20 protein-coding genes are annotated in these 17,741 nt (G+C 66.3%); 7 read left to right on the top strand and 13 right to left on the bottom strand.

The window, feature by feature from the left end:
* Nucleotides 1-93: 93 nt before the first annotated feature.
* The 8 genes from pal to F623_RS0104310 all read right to left on the bottom strand — a co-directional run bounded on the left by pal (nucleotide 94) and on the right by F623_RS0104310 (nucleotide 6,086).
* Nucleotides 94-660: a peptidoglycan-associated lipoprotein Pal gene (pal, locus tag F623_RS0104345; protein WP_018860525.1), complete on the bottom strand. Its 567-nt coding sequence runs from the start codon at nucleotides 658-660 to the stop codon at nucleotides 94-96.
* Nucleotides 661-700: 40 nt separating this feature from the next.
* Nucleotides 701-1,987, bottom strand: a complete 1,287-nt coding sequence (gene tolB / locus F623_RS0104340) for a Tol-Pal system beta propeller repeat protein TolB (protein ID WP_018860526.1) — start codon at nucleotides 1,985-1,987, stop codon at nucleotides 701-703.
* A 32-nt stretch (nucleotides 1,988-2,019) separates the two neighbouring features.
* Complete coding sequence (gene tolA / locus F623_RS0104335; RefSeq protein ID WP_018860527.1) at nucleotides 2,020-3,033, bottom strand: cell envelope integrity protein TolA; 1,014 nt, start codon at nucleotides 3,031-3,033, stop codon at nucleotides 2,020-2,022.
* Nucleotides 3,034-3,044: 11 nt separating this feature from the next.
* Entirely contained in the window at nucleotides 3,045-3,497 is a 453-nt protein-coding gene (gene tolR / locus F623_RS0104330; protein ID WP_018860528.1) for a protein TolR, read from the bottom strand.
* Between the two features lie 3 nt (nucleotides 3,498-3,500).
* Entirely contained in the window at nucleotides 3,501-4,175 is a 675-nt protein-coding gene (tolQ, locus tag F623_RS0104325; protein WP_018868005.1) for a protein TolQ, read from the bottom strand.
* Between the two features lie 40 nt (nucleotides 4,176-4,215).
* On the bottom strand, nucleotides 4,216-4,668 hold the full coding sequence (gene ybgC / locus F623_RS0104320; protein ID WP_018860530.1) for a tol-pal system-associated acyl-CoA thioesterase: 453 nt from the start codon (nucleotides 4,666-4,668) through the stop codon (nucleotides 4,216-4,218).
* A complete protein-coding gene (gene ruvB / locus F623_RS0104315) occupies nucleotides 4,665-5,714 on the bottom strand; it encodes a Holliday junction branch migration DNA helicase RuvB (RefSeq protein WP_018868006.1) in 1,050 nt (349 codons plus the stop codon). Before ruvB ends, ybgC begins: the two co-directional genes overlap by 4 nt.
* Before the next feature lie 81 nt (nucleotides 5,715-5,795).
* A complete protein-coding gene (locus tag F623_RS0104310) occupies nucleotides 5,796-6,086 on the bottom strand; it encodes an acylphosphatase (protein ID WP_018860532.1) in 291 nt (96 codons plus the stop codon).
* Between the two features lie 22 nt (nucleotides 6,087-6,108).
* Between F623_RS0104310 and arsC the strand changes: the two genes are divergently transcribed.
* Genes arsC through F623_RS0104295 form a run of 3 tightly spaced genes read left to right on the top strand, consistent with a single transcriptional unit; the run spans nucleotide 6,109 to nucleotide 7,429 of the window.
* Complete coding sequence (gene arsC, locus F623_RS0104305; protein WP_018868007.1) at nucleotides 6,109-6,465, top strand: arsenate reductase (glutaredoxin); 357 nt, start codon at nucleotides 6,109-6,111, stop codon at nucleotides 6,463-6,465.
* Complete coding sequence (gene wrbA, locus F623_RS0104300; protein WP_018868008.1) at nucleotides 6,462-7,076, top strand: NAD(P)H:quinone oxidoreductase; 615 nt, start codon at nucleotides 6,462-6,464, stop codon at nucleotides 7,074-7,076. Before arsC ends, wrbA begins: the two co-directional genes overlap by 4 nt.
* Complete coding sequence (locus F623_RS0104295; protein WP_018860535.1) at nucleotides 7,073-7,429, top strand: DUF2069 domain-containing protein; 357 nt, start codon at nucleotides 7,073-7,075, stop codon at nucleotides 7,427-7,429. Before wrbA ends, F623_RS0104295 begins: the two co-directional genes overlap by 4 nt.
* An 18-nt stretch (nucleotides 7,430-7,447) precedes the next feature.
* Here F623_RS0104295 and hda read toward each other — a convergent pair whose 3' ends face one another.
* From hda to F623_RS0104280, 3 genes are read right to left on the bottom strand one after another with little or no spacing between them, the layout of a single operon-like run.
* Nucleotides 7,448-8,143 carry a DnaA regulatory inactivator Hda gene (gene hda / locus F623_RS0104290; protein WP_018860536.1) on the bottom strand — a complete coding sequence of 232 codons (696 nt, stop codon included), beginning with the start codon at nucleotides 8,141-8,143 and terminating at the stop codon, nucleotides 7,448-7,450.
* Between the two features lie 32 nt (nucleotides 8,144-8,175).
* Nucleotides 8,176-9,255 carry an AI-2E family transporter gene (locus F623_RS0104285; protein ID WP_018860537.1) on the bottom strand — a complete coding sequence of 360 codons (1,080 nt, stop codon included), beginning with the start codon at nucleotides 9,253-9,255 and terminating at the stop codon, nucleotides 8,176-8,178.
* Nucleotides 9,252-10,283 carry a DUF2066 domain-containing protein gene (locus F623_RS0104280; RefSeq protein ID WP_018868009.1) on the bottom strand — a complete coding sequence of 344 codons (1,032 nt, stop codon included), beginning with the start codon at nucleotides 10,281-10,283 and terminating at the stop codon, nucleotides 9,252-9,254. Before F623_RS0104280 ends, F623_RS0104285 begins: the two co-directional genes overlap by 4 nt.
* Nucleotides 10,284-10,708: 425 nt before the next feature.
* Here F623_RS0104280 and purM point away from each other — a divergent pair, with 425 nt between their 5' ends.
* The 4 genes from purM (at nucleotide 10,709) to F623_RS0104260 (ending at nucleotide 14,830) form a co-directional block, all read left to right on the top strand.
* On the top strand, nucleotides 10,709-11,767 hold the full coding sequence (gene purM / locus F623_RS0104275) for a phosphoribosylformylglycinamidine cyclo-ligase (RefSeq protein ID WP_018860539.1): 1,059 nt from the start codon (nucleotides 10,709-10,711) through the stop codon (nucleotides 11,765-11,767).
* Entirely contained in the window at nucleotides 11,764-12,501 is a 738-nt protein-coding gene (gene purN / locus F623_RS0104270; protein WP_018868010.1) for a phosphoribosylglycinamide formyltransferase, read from the top strand. The genes purM and purN overlap by 4 nt, the downstream gene beginning before the upstream one ends.
* Complete coding sequence (locus F623_RS0104265; RefSeq protein WP_026278555.1) at nucleotides 12,452-13,252, top strand: DUF3108 domain-containing protein; 801 nt, start codon at nucleotides 12,452-12,454, stop codon at nucleotides 13,250-13,252. The genes purN and F623_RS0104265 overlap by 50 nt, the downstream gene beginning before the upstream one ends.
* Before the next feature lie 171 nt (nucleotides 13,253-13,423).
* The gene (locus F623_RS0104260) at nucleotides 13,424-14,830 is read left to right on the top strand and encodes an NAD(P)/FAD-dependent oxidoreductase (protein WP_018868011.1); all 1,407 of its coding nucleotides are present in this window, start codon (nucleotides 13,424-13,426) and stop codon (nucleotides 14,828-14,830) included.
* Nucleotides 14,831-14,850: 20 nt separating this feature from the next.
* Here the strand turns inward: F623_RS0104260 and F623_RS0104255 are convergent, their stop codons facing one another.
* Together F623_RS0104255 and F623_RS0104250 are read right to left on the bottom strand one after the other, a co-directional pair.
* Complete coding sequence (locus F623_RS0104255; RefSeq protein WP_038040195.1) at nucleotides 14,851-17,184, bottom strand: EAL domain-containing protein; 2,334 nt, start codon at nucleotides 17,182-17,184, stop codon at nucleotides 14,851-14,853.
* Nucleotides 17,185-17,245: 61 nt separating this feature from the next.
* Nucleotides 17,246-17,668: a rhodanese-like domain-containing protein gene (locus F623_RS0104250; RefSeq protein ID WP_018860544.1), complete on the bottom strand. Its 423-nt coding sequence runs from the start codon at nucleotides 17,666-17,668 to the stop codon at nucleotides 17,246-17,248.
* Between the last annotated feature and the right edge of the window lie 73 nt (nucleotides 17,669-17,741).

Here is a 17,741-nt window from a genome sequence, read left to right as displayed (position 1 = left end):
CCCTGCCACGGTTCGCGATTGAAAACGAAATGCCCCCGGAGGGGCATTTCGGTTACTCCTACCTGCCAAACGCCGCATGGCGCCTCCCGTCATCTAGCGCCGGGATTCGTAGACCAGTTCGACCCGGCGATTCTTGGCCCAGGCCTCCTCGTTCTGTTCGAAGGCGACCGGCATCTCTTCACCATAACTGATGACCTCGATCTGGTCATCCGAGGCACCATTAAGAGTCAGGATGCGGCGCACCGACTGCGAGCGGCGCTCGCCCAGCCCCAGGTTGTACTCGCGGGTACCACGCTCGTCGGTATGGCCCTCCAGGCGGAGGCGGGCACCGGAGTTCTGCGCCAGATAGGCCGCATGCGCCTCCAGCATGTCCATGTACTGCGACTGCACCTCGTCGCGGTCAAACTCGAAATAGACCAGGCGCTCGGCCAGCGGGCTGTCCGGATCGTCCAGTGCGTCGGCATCGAACTGCCGATCGCGACCCAGCGCACGGGCCTCGGCCTCACGAGCCTCGCGTTCGGCGCGCTCACGCTCGGCCTCCTCGGCCGCGGCCCGCTCGGCCTCGCGTTCTGCATCTTCGGCATCACGGGTCGGTGTCGCACATGCCGACAACGCCCCAATGACCATGGCCACAAAAACCCAGCGAAAGATCGTGCTCATCACGTCGTTATCCTCAAAATGCTGCAGTTGTCGATAAAGATCAGTTCAAGGGTGACCAGGCCGGTTCACGCACCTCGCCCTCCCTGGCGGCGAGGCGCTGATGTACCTGTCCATCCTGGCTCACCGAGCCGAGAACGCCACGCCCACCGTCCGTCATGGCATAGATGATCATGCTGCCATTCGGGGCAAAGCTTGGCGATTCCGCGTCCCGTCCTTCCGTGAGGCGGGTCACACGACGGTCGTTCAAATCGAGACGGGCCAGTTGAAATCCGCCATCACCACCGTGCACGTAGACCAGATAACGCCCATCCGGAGACACCGTCGCTGCGGCCGCATAGCCGCTCTCGAAAGTCAGACGCCGCGGGCTGCCCCCCTCTCGTGGCAGCGCATAGATCTGCGGTGCGCCCGCACGGTCGGAGGTGAAATAGAGGGTTTCGCCATCCGGCGACCAGACCGGTTCGGTCTCGATCGAGCTGGTCTGGGTCATCTGGCGCATCTCGCCCGTCTCGAGCTCCATCAGGTAGATATTCGGCGCCCCGTCGCGTGACAGGCTCAGTGCGAGATAGCGACCATCGGGGGACCAGGCGGGCGCACTGTTGATGCCGGTAAAGCTGGCCACCCGCTCACGGTTGCCCGTCTCCACATTCTGGCGATAGACCTCGGAGCGGCGGTTCTCGAACGAGACGTACACGAGTTCGCGCCCGTCCGGCGACCAGTCCGGCGACATGATCGGCTTGGATGAACGAAACAGGGTGCGCGGGTTGGCGCCATCGGAATCGGCTACCTCGAGTGCAAAGCGACGATCATCGCCGTTCCGCTCCACGCTGACGAACGCGATGCGCGCACTGAATGCCCCCGGGTCACCCGTGATCTGTTCGTAGATGATGTCCGAGATGCGATGCGCTCCGCGCCGGAGCATGTCGCCGGGCACCGGAATGCGCCAGCCGCCCAGACGTTCCTCGGACAGCACATCAAATACGTGAAATTCCACCAGCACGTCATCGCCATCGCGACGCTGATTGCCGACCACCAGATACTCCACCCCGACGTCGGCCCAGGGCTCGGCGAGAAAGTCCGCCGGCCCGGACGGGGCCGAAGGCAGATCATCCCGTTCGACGTTGAACAGTCCGCTGCGGGCAAGGTTGGCCGCGACGATCTGGGAGATGTCCTCGTCGAGCTCGCCCTCCCCCTCGTAGGTAAACGGCGCGACGGCCACCGGTATCGCCCCGGTGACGCCCTCGGTGACCGTGACTTCCAGTACGGCCTGTGCCTGCGCTGCCCACAGCAGCAGCATGGCCGGCAGCATCCAGTGAATCAGTCGTCGCATGAGCTCCTCGTCAGGCGGGCGTGACCCGCGAATCAGTCCGGTTCAAATCGGATCCGCACCCCGCCACGCACCGCGCTCGCATCCGGCGGGCGTGGCAACGAGCTCAGACGGTCCATGGTCTGTCGCACGGAGTCGCAGAACCGGCTGTCGCCGGAACAGCTTTCAATATCGAAGTCGATGATACGCCCGGTCTCGTTCACACGCACGAGAACAATGGCACGGTCCGAGGAGTCGATATCCGACGGCTGACGCCAGCGCCGCTGGACTACCGACTGCACCTGGGAACGCCACTCATCCACCTCGCGATCCATCTGCGCCTGACGCTCGGCGGCCTCGCGCCGTTCGCGCGCCTCCGCCAGGCGCTCCTGTTCGCGCTCCATCGCTTCGCGCCGGCGCTGCTCTTCCAGCTCACGCTCCTGCTCGGCCCGACGCTCGGCCTCTTCCTGGGCTCGCCGTTCGGCTTCTTCCCGTTCGCGGCGCTCCTGCTCCTCCTGGGCCTGGCGTTCGGCCTCCTCACGCTCGCGCCGTTCCGCTTCCTCGCGTTCGCGGCGTTCTTCCGCCTCGCGCCGGGCCTCTTCCGCCGCTTCGCGCTCGGCACGGATGCGCTCACGTTCGGCCTCGGCCTCTTCCTGCGCTCGACGGCGCTCTTCCTCGGCCTCGCGCCGTGCCTGTTCGGCTTCTTCGATCGCCTGCTGCCGCGCCCGTTCTTCCTCTTCGCGACGGCGCTGCTCCTCGGCCTGGCGACGTTCCTCCTCGCGCTGGGCCTCCTCCTCGGCCCGGCGCTGCTCTTCCTCTTCACGCAGCTGCTCGGCAACCTCTTCCTGGCGCGCGACCTCGCGCTGGTGCTCGACCTGGTCGAACGACTCGGCATCCACCGCCACAGCGTCAATGACCTCGATGTCCTCCTGTACCGAGATCTCGACCGCCGCGCGTGAGGAGGTGGGAGAGATCAGACTGATATTGAACATCAACGCCGCAAACAGCGCCCCGTGTAACAGGAGCACGAGGAGGAAGCTGACAGGATGACGGCGGACAAGCTCGAACACGGCGGCAGGGATCAGTCGCTGTTTTCGCGCGGCGGCTCGGTGATCAGGCCGACACGCCCACCGCCCGCTCGTTGCAGGGCGATCATGGCGTCGATTACACGCCCGTAGTCCACATTACGGTCGCCGCGCACAAAAGTCTGCGTCCCCGGATGTTCCGCCAGGAACTCGCGCACGATTTCGGTCATCTCCTGCGGGGCCAGCGGCTCGTTGACGATCGGCCCCTGGTTCAGACTCATCGCTCCACTGGAGTCCACGGTCACCACTAATGGCTCGGCCGCCTGTTCGTCCTGGTCGAGGGCCTCGGCATCCGCCTCCGGCAGGTCAACCTCCACGCCCTGCTGCAGCATCGGCGCGGTGATCATGAAGATAATCAGGAGCACCAACATCACGTCGATAAACGGCACGACGTTGATCTGGGACATGGGCCGCCGCAGGCGGCTGCTGTTACGGCGCGACTCGGACATGGATCAGGCCGTGGCCTCGGAGGCCATCTCCGCGGTCTTGGCATGCACCTGCCGGTTCAGCAAGGCCACAAACTCGTCATTGAAGTTTTCCAGGCGCACAGCCACGCGATCGACATCACCCGCGAAGCGGTTGTAGGCAATCACGGCCGGGATCGCGGCGAACAGACCCAACGCGGTCGCGATCAGCGCCTCGGCAATACCGGGCGCGACCATCGCGAGGGTCGCCTGCTGCACCCCGGAAAGCCCCAGAAACGCATGCATGATGCCCCAGACCGTGCCGAACAGGCCGATGTACGGGCTGGTCGACCCCACAGTGGCAAGAAACTGCAGGTAGCGCTCCATGTCATCAATCTCGCGGGCGATCGCTACCCGCATCGCACGGTGCGCGGGCTCGCCGGCCGGGATCCCGTGCTGTCGGGCACGCAGGAATTCCTTGAAGCCGGAGGAGAATACATGCTCCATCCCGGACATCTCTGGCTTGCGACGCACCCCTTCGTACAGATGCGACAGATCGGCACCCGACCAGAAACGCTCCTCGAAGTCGTCACAGGCGCGGTGCGCCGCATTCAGGGATCTGGCCTTGACGATAATCGCCAGCCAGGAGAGCACGGAGGCGAGCACCAGAATCACCATCACCAGCTGGACCACCAGGGTCGCCTCCATCACCAGCTGGTACATCGAAAAGTCGACTGCCACTTGTCCGTCTCCCGTTACAGCGTTATTTGGCTCCGGCCGCGTGGGCGGCCGGCCCATGATCATGATGTCGGCGCAGGGCCTCCAGCACCGGAGCGGGGATTGCGGCGGGTGCCTGACGGGCTACCTCGACACAGGCAATGCCCACTTCGCCACTCGCCAGCGCCTCGCCATCACGCTCTACGGTCTGATGGAACTCCAGGCTGGCCCGGCGCAGCGAATGCAGCCGGCAGGTGACCGTCAGGGCGTCATTGAAGCGCGCCGGCCGCCGCATATCCACACAGCAGCGGCGCACCGCAAACACAATCCCGCATTCCTCGCGCAATGCATCCTGCTCAAACCCCAGCGCACGCAACCATTCAGTGCGCGCGCGTTCCATGAATTTCAGGTAGTTCGCGTGGTAGACCACACCACCAGCGTCAGTGTCCTCGTAATACACCCGCACCGGCCACGCGAACGGGGCAGCAGAATCCGTCATCGACGATCTCCGCCCTGGCTGTCGACCGGCGTGAGAAGATCGGGTTCCGCCGCAGCTGTCGTCGGACCGAACATCGCCAGCGTCCGCCGCGTAGCCTGACGCCCGCGAGGCGTACGCTGCAGATATCCCTGCTGAATCAGAAATGGCTCGACGACGTCCTCCAGTGTGCCGCGATCCTCGTTCAGCGCAGTAGCCAGGCTCTCCACCCCGACCGGCCCGCCGTCGAATTTCTCGACCAGTACCTCCAGCAGGCGGCGGTCCTGGGCATCCAGGCCCGAGGCATCGATCGCCAGCAGATCCAGGGCCTGGCCCGCGACCTCGGCGGTAATCACGCCGGAGGCACGGACCTCGGCATAATCGCGCACGCGCCGCAGCAGACGATTCGCCAGACGCGGCGTACCCCGCCCGCGGCGCGCGATCTCCGCCGCCCCGTCGGGTTCGATCCCGACACCCAGCAATCCGGCGGCACGGGACACAATATGGGCGAGGTCGGTGACAGTGTAATGATCGAGTCGTTGCACGATGCCAAACCGGTCACGCAACGGGGCCGAAAGCAGGCCGGCACGCGTGGTCGCTCCCACGAGTGTGAACGGGGGCAAGTCCACCTTGATCGAGCGCGCGGCCGGCCCCTCGCCAATGACGATATCGAGCTGGCTGTCCTCCAGCGCCGGGTAGAGGATCTCCTCGACCACGGTCGGCAGGCGATGAATCTCGTCGACAAACAGGACATCCTGGGGCTCCAGCGCCGTCAGGATCGCGGCCAGGTCACCGGCACGCTCCAGCACCGGGCCGGAAGTCTGGCGCAGCCCCACCCCCAACTCGTTCGCCACGATATGGGCCAGGGTCGTCTTGCCAAGCCCCGGAGGGCCGGCCACCAGCGTATGGTCCAGGGCCTCGCCACGCCCGCGCGCCGCTTCGATAAACAACCCCAACTGTTCGACCACTCGGGGCTGTCCGGTGTAGTCGTCCAGCCGCTTGGGACGCAGGCTGACCTCCACCCGCGTGTCCTCCGACTGACTCTGCATATCGACCAGGCGCGATTCCATGACCCCGCAGTATGCATCCGTCGCGATGGCGTTTATAGACCCCCGTACAACTTTAGAGGAAGCGTCCCGAAAGCTCCCGAATCAACCGGTATCGAAGCCTGCGGGCAACGGCTCGGGCGGGCTCACAACCTGCGCATCCAGTTCCTCCACATGCGCCATGCGCGGTCCCTCCCAAAGCCATGCCTCCAACCGGTCCAGGGCATCCGGGGAACCGACCGCCAGCACCTCCACACGTCCGTCCGGCAGGTTGCGCGCATACCCCGCCAGCCCGAGCGCCTGTGCCTGCTCGCGGGTCGAGGCGCGGAAGAACACGCCCTGCACGCGCCCCCTGACATGCCAGCGGCGGGCATGGGTATCATGGGCATTTGCCATCGATGACCTCCGGAGTCGATTCATGTCCGATGCCCCTACGCTGTATCACAACCCGCGCTGCAGCAAGTCGCGCGCGACCCTCGCCCTGCTGAGGGAGCAGGGCGTGGAGCCCGAGATCGTGGAGTACCTGAAGACGCCGCCGGACGCCGCCACCCTGAAGGGCGTGATCGAGAAGCTGGGTCGCCGCCCCCGCGACCTGCTGCGCACGGGCGAAGCGGAGTACCGCGAACTGGGCCTGAAGGACGCCGAGATGGATGACGATGCGCTGATCCAGACCATGGTCCAGCACCCGAAGCTGATCGAGCGCCCGATTCTGGTCGTCGGGGGGCAGGCCCGCATCGGACGCCCGCCGGAACAGGTGCTGGAGATCCTGTCGTGAGCACGACGGCGGAGATCCTGGTCCTGTACTACAGCCGCTACGGAGCGACCGCCGAGCTGGCCCGCCAGGTCGCGACCGGCGTCGAGAAGGCCGGCGCCACCGCGCGGGTGCGCACCGTAGCCCCGGTTGCCACGAACATCGGCGAGGACCGCCCTGCAGTACCCGAGGACGGGCCGCCCTACGCCGAGCTGCGTGATCTCGAGGAATGCGCGGGGCTGGTCATGGGCTCGCCGACCCGCTTCGGCAACATGGCCGCGCCGCTGAAGTATTTCCTCGACGGCACCAGCGGGCTGTGGGCCAGCGGCGGGCTGGTGGACCGGCCCTTCGGCGTCTTCACCAGCACCGCCACCCAGCATGGCGGCCAGGAGACCACCCTGCTGAGCATGGCCCTGCCGCTGATCCATCAGGGCATGCTGTGGGTCGGCGTGCCCTACACCGTGCCAGAACTGAACAGCACCACCAGCGGCGGTACTCCCTATGGTGCCAGCCATGTGGCCGGCACTCAGGGCGAGCAGGCGGTTACGCGCGACGAACAGCGCATCGCTGCATCCCTTGGAGAACGCGTCGCCCGAATTGCCCTGCGCCTCAAGGCTTCGGGCGCCCCGGCATGATCGCGTTGTCCCGCGCCCTGGCCCTCGTCGGCTTTCTGGGATTGCTGCTGCTGATCCTGATCTGGACCACCTGGATCGCCCCGCCGGAAATCGTCCCGGTATGGCTGGCGCTGATCGTGCTCGTCATGCCGCTGCTGTTCCCGCTGCGCGGCATGCTGCACGGAAGGCGCTACACCCACGCCTGGTCCAGCCTGCTGGCACTCGCCTACATCACGCTCGGCATCACCATCGGGGCAGCCGCCGAAGACCGGCTCTACGGCCTCCTGATGACCGGTGCCAGTCTGGCCTGGTTCGCGGGCAGCCTGCTGTTCGTGAAACTGGACGCCCGGCGGGCCCGCGCGGCAGCCGAGTAAGCTCAAGCAACCCCGGGTTCAGCCCATGCGGGCCAGCTGTTCGCGCACGAACGGGATGGTCAGTCGCCGCTGCTGGGCCAGCGCGGCCAAATCCAGACGGTCCAGCAACTCCAGCAGCGTCGAAAGGTCGCGCGAGCAACGGCGCAGTAGGTAATCCGCCACCGGCTCCGGCAACTCCAACCCACGCAGGGCTGCACGCTGCGCCAGGATCTCCTTGCAGGCCGCATCATCCGGCCGCTGCATGCGGAACACCGGGCCCCAGGCCAGGCGCGAGGCCAGATCCGGTAACCGCACTCGGAGGCCCTCGGGGGCCGCTGCAGCCGCCAGCAGCACACGGCAGTCGGCATCGCGCAGCCGGTTGATCAGCCCGAACAGGGCCTCGTCCCAGTCCCCGCGTCCCACCACGGCCTCGAGATCGTCCAGCGCCACCAGACGCGAGCGCTCCAGGCCATCGAGCACGGCCATCGGCGGCGCATCACACACCTCGCCAAGCGGCAGGTAGCTGACCGGCTCCCCGCGCTCGTGGCCTTGGTGACAGGCGGCCTGCAACAGGTGCGTCTTGCCGGAGCCGGACGGCCCATGCAGCAGGATCTGCGGCTCCTGGATCCCGGTCCCGGCGCTCAGGGCCTGCACGGCATCCCGCGCCAGGGCATTGCCTGCGGCGCAAAAACCGGTAAAACGCGAGGCGTCTCGCAGGCGCAGGTCCAGCGGCATCTGACGCTCGAGCGGGCTGTTGCCTTCGGGCCTCACGGGGTATCGGCCTCGGCTGCGTTCATGGCCCGATAGCGCGCCATGGCCTGACGCACCGCCACTGCGAGCACCGCCGCCACCGGCAACGCCAGCAGGACCCCGAAGAACCCGAACAGCTGACCGCCGGCGAGCACGGCAAAGATCACCGCCACCGGATGCAACCCGGTCCGGTCCCCCACGAGCCACGGGGTCAGCACCACCGACTCCAGGATCTGCGCCACCGCGAAGATCACCAGCACCACCAGCAACAGCGTCCAGCCATCGCCCTGGAACAGCACCGCCGCCGTGGCCAGCACGATACCCACGATCACGCCCACATAGGGGATGAAGCTGACCAGCCCGGCAATCAAGCCAATGGCCAGCCCCATCTGCACGCCCGCCACGCTCAGGGTGATCGCATAGAACAGCCCCAGCGCCAGCATCACCAGCAACTGCCCGCGCAGGAATGCCCCCAGGGTATTGTCCGATTCCACCGCAAAACGCGTGACCGGGTCACGCCAAGTGCGCGGCAGCAGGTCATGCAGCCCCGCGACCAGCCGTGGCCAGTCCCGCAGCAGATAGAAGCTCACCACCGGGATGAGCACCAGGTTGAGCACGCCGAGGACCAGGGCACCGGTCGAGCTGCCCAGCCAATGCAGCAACCCACCAGCCAGCCCGCCGGCCTCGCGCCAGTGCTCGGCCAGCAGTTCCTGCAGTGCCGCCGGCTCCAGGGCCGGCAGGCGATCGCCCGCGTGTTGCTCAATCCAGGGACGGACCTGCTCGTCGAACCACGCAATCACCTCGGGCAGCAGCAGCATCAACCGTTCGAACTGGGCCATGGCCAGCGGGATCAGGACCAGCACCAGCCCCGCCAGCCCGAGCATGACAAGCACGAAGATCACCAGCGTGGCCAGGGTGCGCGAACCGCCCGTGCGCACCGCCAGGCGCGTGACCAGCGGGTTGAACAGGTAGCCGATCAGAAGCGCGATCAGAAACGGTGTGAGAATCGGAGCCAGTAGATAGAGTGCAACCCCCAGGATCACCAGCCCGACCAGGGCCGCCAGCGTGGCGGTGGAGAACGGTGCCGGAGAGTTCACTCGCGGCGCAGCCAAGCCTTCGCCTCGGAATCGCCGTGCGGGTCTTCCGCCACGCCGTAGCCGCTGGCGTGCAAGAGGTCTACCAGGTCATCCGGAGCCAGTCCCGTGCGCACCTCGAGCGTCACCGCGTTACCACCCAGTGAATCCAGCCTTGCACTCTCGATGGCCTCGATCTGCGCCAGCTCCCGCCGCAACGCCTCGAACGCGGGAAAGCCCTCGACCCCGACAAAGCCCAGTTTCACCCAGTCGGGCTCGGCGGCGACGCGCGCCAGCGGTGCCACGACCTGGTCAAGACCATCATCAACCGCCGCGCGGGCCGCGGCGGCCGGGGATTCGCCACGGCCCTCACTGCGGTACTCGCGCCCACCATGCACGGTAATAGCACGCGCCTCGGCAGCACCCCCGACCGAGCGTACATGCAGCGCCACGATACCCGTCGGCCCGTAGCGCCTGGCCGCTTCCTGCAGCGGCTCGGTCACGCCACCAATCACATCCCCCGCCTGCGCGGCCCGGCGATCCTCCAGATCCCCCAACGGGAGCACAAAGGGCATCCCGCGGTCACGTCCCAGCACGTCGACCGCGGCCAGCACGTCGGCCGAGTCCTGGGTGGAGCCCAGCAGGTGGCGGCGCCCGCCCTCCTCGTACACCGCCCAGACGAGCAGCTGCGGGCGCGCGCCCAGCACCACGGGGACGTCGGCGGCATTCAGCGCGCTGCGCAGGCGGCCCCGATCAAACTCCAGGCGATATTCGCCGTTGTCCACTTCCTGGCGTCGACGCAGGGCCTCAATGCGCCCATCCTCATCGAGTTCCAGCAACAGGACCTGTGCCAGTTCGCGCAACTCAGTCGAGCGCTGCCCGGCCACGCGCACCAGCGCCCGTTCCAGACCCTGCGCCAGCGCGGTCGTCTCGTCCTCTGCGTGGACGTTCACCACGACGGCATCATCCGCCAGCAACGGGGAGGCCCCCAACAGCAGACACAGGAGAAGGCACGCAGCCAGGGCGCGGGACGGGCGAAAGAGGCGCAGCATAGGGTTGAATGGTGTTTTCGACAGGCGCCCAAAATACCACAGCGCCCCAGGGAAACACTGATGAATGTACACGCTCGCGTTGGTACCCCAGGTTTTCCGAGACAAGGCGCGTCGTGCAGCGGGTAGTGGTTCTACCCGCAAGCGGCGCAACGCAGGACCGGGGAACCTGGGGTGCCAACCCCGAAGGGGCTCGGCCGCTTTTGCGCGCGCACGGCGTTGCGGCTCCCTTGTGCAGAATGACTGCACGGCGGTCACCGCGCCTTGTTCGCACGCAATAGCGACTCGAGCGCGAGCGTGCACATTCATCAGTGTTTCCCTAACCTCCACCGCCCGATTTTTTGCACGCCCCCCGGCGCCTCGCTACCATGCCGGATTCCGCGAGCGCCGCCGGATACCGGATGCGGCCATCAACACCCAGGGTACCCATGTCCGAAACCCGTTCAGGCCTGACCTACCGCGAGGCCGGTGTCGACATCGAGGCCGGCGCCGAGCTGGTCGAACGCATCAAACCCCACGCCGCACGCACGCAGCGCCCCGGCGTCATGGCCGGACTGGGCGGCTTCGGCGCCCTGTTCGAGCTGCCAATGGACCGCTACAGGCAGCCCGTGCTGGTGTCCGGTACCGACGGCGTTGGCACCAAGCTGCGTCTGGCCCAGGAGACGGGGCGCCATGACAGCATCGGCGTCGATCTGGTCGCGATGTGCGTGAACGACATCGTGGTGCAGGGGGCCGAGCCGCTGTTCTTCCTCGACTACTACGCCACCGGGCACCTGGACGTCGACATCGCCGCGGATGTCGTCACCGGTATCGCCACCGGCTGCGAACAGGCCGGCTGCGCCCTGATCGGGGGCGAAACGGCCGAGATGCCGGGCATGTACCAGGGCGAGGACTACGACGTTGCGGGCTTCGCGGTCGGCATCGCCGAAAAGGAGGCCCTGATCGACGGCACCCGGGTCAGCGCGGGCGACGTCGTGCTCGGGCTGGCCTCCAGCGGCCCGCACTCCAATGGCTACTCCCTGATCCGGCGCGTGCTGGAACACTCCGGCGCGGCCCTGGATGCCTCGCTGCCGGGGGCCGACGGCACCACGCTGGGCGATGCCCTGATGGCCCCGACCACGATCTACGTGCGCCCGCTGCTGGATCTGATGCAACAGTTGCCGGTACACGCGGCCGCCCACATCACCGGCGGCGGCCTGACCGAGAACCTCCCGCGGGTGTTGCCGGACCCGCTGTGCGCGCGTATCGACGCCCATGCCTGGCCGTGGCCGCCGGTATTCAAATGGCTGCAGCAGGCCGGCGACATCGCGCCTGAAGAAATGCTGCGCACATTCAACTGCGGGATCGGCATGACCGTGATCATCCCCGAAGACCGTGTCGAAGCCGCCAGCTCGACACTGGCGCGGGCAGGGATCCCGAGCTGGCCGATCGGCGTGATCGAGGACTGCGACGCCACGGCTCCCGGGGTGGTCTACGCCGCGCGATGAGCAGCACCGCCGGACCCGCAAACCCGGATTCCCTGCCGCGCCTGGTCGTGCTGATCTCCGGACGCGGCAGCAATCTGGGCGCCCTGATCGAGGCCTGCAACAATGGCCGCGTCCCGGCCCGGATCGTGGGCATCGTCAGCAACCGCCCCAACGCAGGGGGACTGGCCTATGCCGAACAGCACGCGATCCCGGCACGCGTCCTGAACCACCGCGACTACCCGTCGCGTGAGGCCTTTGACGAAGACCTGGCCGAGGTGATCGAGTCCTTTCACCCCGATCTCGTGATCCTGGCCGGCTTCATGCGCATCCTCACACCCGGATTCGTCGATCGCTTCACGGGACGGCTGTTGAACATTCACCCCTCCCTGTTGCCGAAGTACCGTGGGCTGGACACACATGTCCGCGCGCTGGCCGACGGGGAGCACGAACACGGCGCCAGCGTGCATTTTGTCACCCCCGAACTGGACGGCGGCCCGGTGATCATGCAGGCCCGCGTGCCGGTCCTGCCCGAGGACACGCCCGAGAGTCTCGCCACCCGTGTCCAGCGTGCCGAACACCGGCTGTATCCCGAGGTCGTGCGGCGCCTGTGTTCAGGGGAAATTCAGTGGCGCGACCGCATCGTGACCGGGGACAACACCCCGCTGACGGTCCCGCTGCAGCTCGCAACCAATGAGGTCGTACCCGATGTTGAAGCTCCCGATGAACGGAGCCCTGCGCCGCGCGACGCGGACTAGCCTGCTGGCGGCCCTGCTCCTGCTGGGACAGATCCTGCTGTTGCCCGCGACAGCGGACGAACCCCGGGAGGGCCCCCGCCTGCCGCCGTTCACGGCCAGCTACGAGGCCCAGGCCATGGGCAACACCCTGAACGCCCGGATCACGCTGAATCACGAAGATGTGCAGACCCGCATGGCCATGGATGCCCATGTATCCGGCTTCCTGCGGATTCTCGGGCGCTTCGAGTTGAGCCGCGAGGCCTTGATGAACGCCAACGATGTCGGACTGCAGCTGGTGACGTCGCGCAGTCGCGAGATCACACCCCGGCGCGAGCGCAAGGTCGAAACACGCTTCGACTGGGAAGAAGACCGCGCGATCGGGCACGTGGACAACGAGCGTTTCGAACTCGAAGTCCCACCTCACACCCTGGATTTTCTCGGCTCGCTCTACTTTATGATGCAGCGCCTGGAAGCGGGCGACCTGGCTGGCGAGGGCGATGGCGAAACGGTGCAGACCCTGGAACGTGATCGCCTGCGCCAGTACCGCTTCGAGTACGCCGACACCGAGACCATCGAGTCCCCGATGGGGCGCATCGAAACGGTGCGCATCGTACGCAAAAGCGAGGATAGCGACATCGAACTCTCCGCCTGGTTTGCCCCCGACCTCAGCCACATCCCGGTGCGTTTTGACTACGAAGCCGACGGCCGCGTGTTCGAGTTGAAGCTCACCCGACTGGAATGGCACGACCCGATCATTGACCTGAACGACTAGCCGGAATGTTTCGCCAATTGGGTCCGCCCTCGCTTGCCGCTTGAACGTACAAGGAAATTTCCTCGACAGTCCGTATAATCGCGATCCGGCGCCGCCGCGGAAAGCCCCTTTGCATGCCCAGTCGCCGGCGCGATCATCGAACGAATTCACGAAACATTCGGGCTAGACATCATGAGCGAAACCTTTGACCTGGCCATCATCGGAAGTGGCCCAGGGGGCTATCGTGCCGCCGTTCTGGGTGCCCTGCGCGGGCTCAGCGTCGTCATAATCGAAAAAGGCGACTGGGGCGGCTGCTGCCTCAACCGTGGCTGCGTACCGAAAAAGGACTGGTATCACACTGCGCGCCTGGTCAGCGCCCAGCGTCATTTCGAGGGCCGCGGCATCAGCGGCAGCCTCAAGGCCGACATGGGCCGTGCCTGGGACCACCAGAAGGATGTCGTCACCACGGTGCGTGATTCCTACCTCGGCTACATGAAGCACCTGAAGATCCGCTACCTGCACGGTGCCGCCCGCTTCCGCGACGCCGAGACCCTGGAGGTAACCACGGAGGAAGACACCGAAACCGTCCAGGCACGGCACACCATCATCGCCACGGGCGCCACCGCGACCGTGCCGGCACCGTTCGAGGCCGAACCCGGTCGCGTTCTGACCACCGACATGCTGTTCGATGACAAGCCGCCCGCAGGCGAACGCGTCGCGATCATCGGCTCCGGCGTGGTGGCCACCGAGTTCGCCTGGATCTTCCATCACCTCGGCAAGAAGGTGACCTGGCTGTCGCGTTCGAAGCCACTGTCCGCCCAGAAATTCAGCCCGCAGGCACTGGGTACGCTGAAAGAACGGCTGGCGGCGGACGGCATCGAACCGATCCGGGTCAAGGGCTACGAAAGCGTCGAGATCTCCGAGCAAGGCGTCGTCATCACGGATACCGACGGCAACGCCCATGAGGTCGACTGGGTCCTGCTCGGCACCGGGCGCACCCCGCATACCGGGGACCTGAACCTCGATGAGGCCGGGATCAAGACCGACAGCCACGGGTTCGTGAAGCGCCGCCCCACCCTGCAGACCGACGTCGACCACATCTATGCGATCGGCGATGTCGCAAGCGAATGGCAGACCGCTAATCACGCCCTGGCGGACGCCACCATCGCGGTGGAGAACATCCAGAACGGCAACACCCGCGAGCAGGACGAGCGCTTCGTGCCGATCGCGATCTACTCCGCAGTAGAGATGGCGCGCCTGGGGATGGACGAGGATGATGCCGAGGACGAGGAACTGGAACCGGCGGTTGGCTTCGCCGCCTTCGAGACTTCCCCTCGCGCACTGGGCCAGGATGAGCCGGAGGGTTTCGTACGCCTGATCGGCGACATGGACACCGGCGCCCTGCTGGGCGGCGAGGTCATCGGAAGCGACGCCGGCGAACTGATCCATATCCTGTCGCTGGCCCCCGACCGCGATACCGCGCTGGCCTGGCTCGCCCGCGGCCAGTGGAACCACCCGGCCCGTGCCGAGGAATTCCTCAACGCTACGGAAACGCTTGCGTCGAAGTGGAACCTGAAGTCCGAGATCTTCGGACTTTAGCCGGGGGGTTGCCCGGCGGGTCATGACGAGCCGGCATGCTCCCCCTGGCGCGCGACCTCGTCTTCGAATGCGGCGACGGGCATCGGGCAATGAAACAGGAAGCCCTGGAAACCGTGGCAGCCATGGCGCAGCAAGAACGCGCGCTGCCCTTCGGTCTCAACACCCTCGGCAACCAGCGCCAGGCCCATATGGTGAGCAATGGCCGTGACCGTGGCGACGATATTGGCATCGTCGATATTCGTCTCCAGATCCCGCACGAACGAGCGGTCGATCTTCAGTATGTCCAGCGGCAGGCGCTTTAGATACCCGAGTGACGAATACCCGGTGCCAAAATCGTCCAGCGCCAGGCGTATACCCAGCGCGCGCAGGGCCTCCAGGTTGGACATGAGCGTCTCGGTCGCATCGACCATCACGCTTTCGGTCACCTCGATCTGCAGCACCGAGGGATCCACCCCATACTCGCTCAACAGCCCGCGCACCTCGTCCAGCAAGCGCCCCTGACGCAGATGGTGAGGCGACAGATTCACCGATATGGGAAGCCCCGCCAACCGCGGATTCGCCTGCCAGCGGCTCAGGGTCGCGCAGGCCTGATGCAAGGCGAGGCGGCCGATCTCCACGATCTGGCCGCTATGTTCGGCAACGGGAATGAACTCGGCCGGTGACACCCAGCTGCCATCGGCGCAAGGCCAGCGCATCAGCGCCTCCGCCCCGGTGATTTGTCCCTGGTCGTCCACCTGCGGCTGCAAGTGAATCAGCAGTTGCCCCTCGTCGAGTGCCTGGCGCAGACCGCGCTCCAGTTCCGCCTCCCGCTGCAGCAGCCGCTGCATCTCGGGGTCGTAGAAACGCACCCCATTCCGGACCTGGCGCTTGGCCTGGTACATCGCAAAGTCGGCCTGCTTGAGCAGTTCCTCGGGCGTATCGTGGACTTGGGGAAACACCGTGATCCCGAAGCTGCCGGACATCGCGTGTTCGATGCCGTCGATGGTGACCGGCTGGCTCAGTGCCTCCAGCAACTCGCCCGCCAGCGCACGCGCATCCACGGCGGCCTGATCCCGGTCGGCGGACAACGCCTCGAGCAGTATCACGAATTCGTCACCTCCCAGGCGCGCCACGATGTCCTGCGCGCGGAGGCGCCCCGTCAGACGCTGCGCCATGACCTGCAGCAATTGATCCCCCGCCGAATGTCCACAGGTATCGTTCAGGGTCTTGAAGTTGTCGAGATCCAGTAGCAGCAAGGCTGCGTGCTCGCGGGTGCGGCGCGCCGCGTGGATCGCATGGTCAAGATGTTCCAGAAGCAGACGGCGGTTGGGCAGGTCCGTCAGCGCATCACGAAAGGCGAGACGTGCGTTCTCCTCTTCCATCTCCAGCATGCGCTCCAGACGCTTGGCCATGGTGCCCGTGGCCTCCTGCAGGCTGGCGATCTCGAAAACCCGACAGTCGGCCAGTCGTTCTTGCGGAAAGCGGCCGTGGCCAATCTCTTCCAGCGTATCCACCGCCTGCCGAAGGGGCCGCAAGGTACGCCCCAACCAGGCGTACAACCCAACGGCGATCAGCACAAAAACCGACAGCGCAAAGGCATAGGTCACCGTGTTGATCAACTCCTGGGTCCTGACGGACTCGGTAATATCCCGAACCAGCACGACATTGGCCTGCGGGTAATCCTCGTTGTAGGGGGTCAGCGGCAGGTGGACCACCTGATAGGCATGGTCGTCACCCCGTACGCGACTCGCCATGGGTTCGGAATGCCAGATCCTGCCCAGGGGCAATGCCACGCTCGTTGGGGCAGTGCGTCCCAGGGCACCTTCCCGGTCCAGCAGGGCTGCCTGTCCCTGGCTTGCCTGCGCCAACGAACGCAATGCGCCACCGGCCAGGTCGCGCATCAACAGCACCACCCCCAGCGGCTGGCCCGCTCGGTAGACCGGCACCGCGAGCCCGGCATAGAGGGCCTCACCCGGCACGTGGTGCAAACCCTGGTGAAATCGGCCGTCGTCCAGGGCCGAATCCGCCAGTGGGAAGACCGGCTCTTTGCGCGGATCGGAGTCAAAGCGCACCTGACCGCCGCGATCCAGCACGACAACCCGGTCGGCAACGCCTCCCGCCCGCAGGCGGTTATCCAGTGGAGCGGCATACGGACCGACGGGCTCGTCGCCCGCCAGGGCATCGAGCAGGTCCTGGTTGCGCGTCACCGAGGTGGTTTCGGAGCGCAGGCGCTGGTGCTCGTTCTCGAGTGTCTGATTCCAGACAGCCCTTTGCCCTTCGATCCCAAGGCGATCGAAGCGCTGCTCGGCCTGCCCCATGGCGAGTTGCGTTCCTACCGCAATGGCCACGGCCAGTACCAGCAGGCTCGCGAACATCACCAGCGTCAAGATCGTGCGCAACGACAGGCGACGGACCGTCCCCAACCGGGGCGTCTCGCTACTCGAACGGATAGCCATAACGGGTCCATTCGGGGTAGCCACCCGGGAAGTAGTGAACGCGGGTAAAGCCCCACTCCTGGGCCCGCCGGACGGCCGCCTCGGTGCGCCAGCAATCACGCTCGTTGCAGTAGACCACCACCGGCCGATCGGTGCCCCCCACTACTTCGAGCAGGCGCTCACGCGTGAAACGATCCCGATGATCGTCGGGATCGCGCATGATGGTGAGGTTGATTGCGCCCGGGATGCGTCCGGCCTCGTAGTCGGCAGGCAGGCGCGTATCAATAAAGGGCACGCCCTCGCGAAAGCGGAGCCAGGCCCCGTCCGCACCGATCATTTCGGTACCCGGGATGGAGTCCGGTGCACGATAGGGCGCGTCGGCCGCCGAGGCACCCATCAGGGTCGCCCAGAGCAACGCGATCATACCGACTCTGCACACACCAATCCCTGCCATCACACTCCCTGGCTACCGTGCCTTTTCGATATTCCGCTGTAGA

Origin of the sequence: Thioalkalivibrio sp. ALD1 (assembly GCF_000381245.1) — a bacterium.
Lineage (GTDB): Bacteria > Pseudomonadota > Gammaproteobacteria > Ectothiorhodospirales > Ectothiorhodospiraceae > Thioalkalivibrio.
This window is presented reverse-complemented; position numbering and strand designations above follow the sequence as displayed.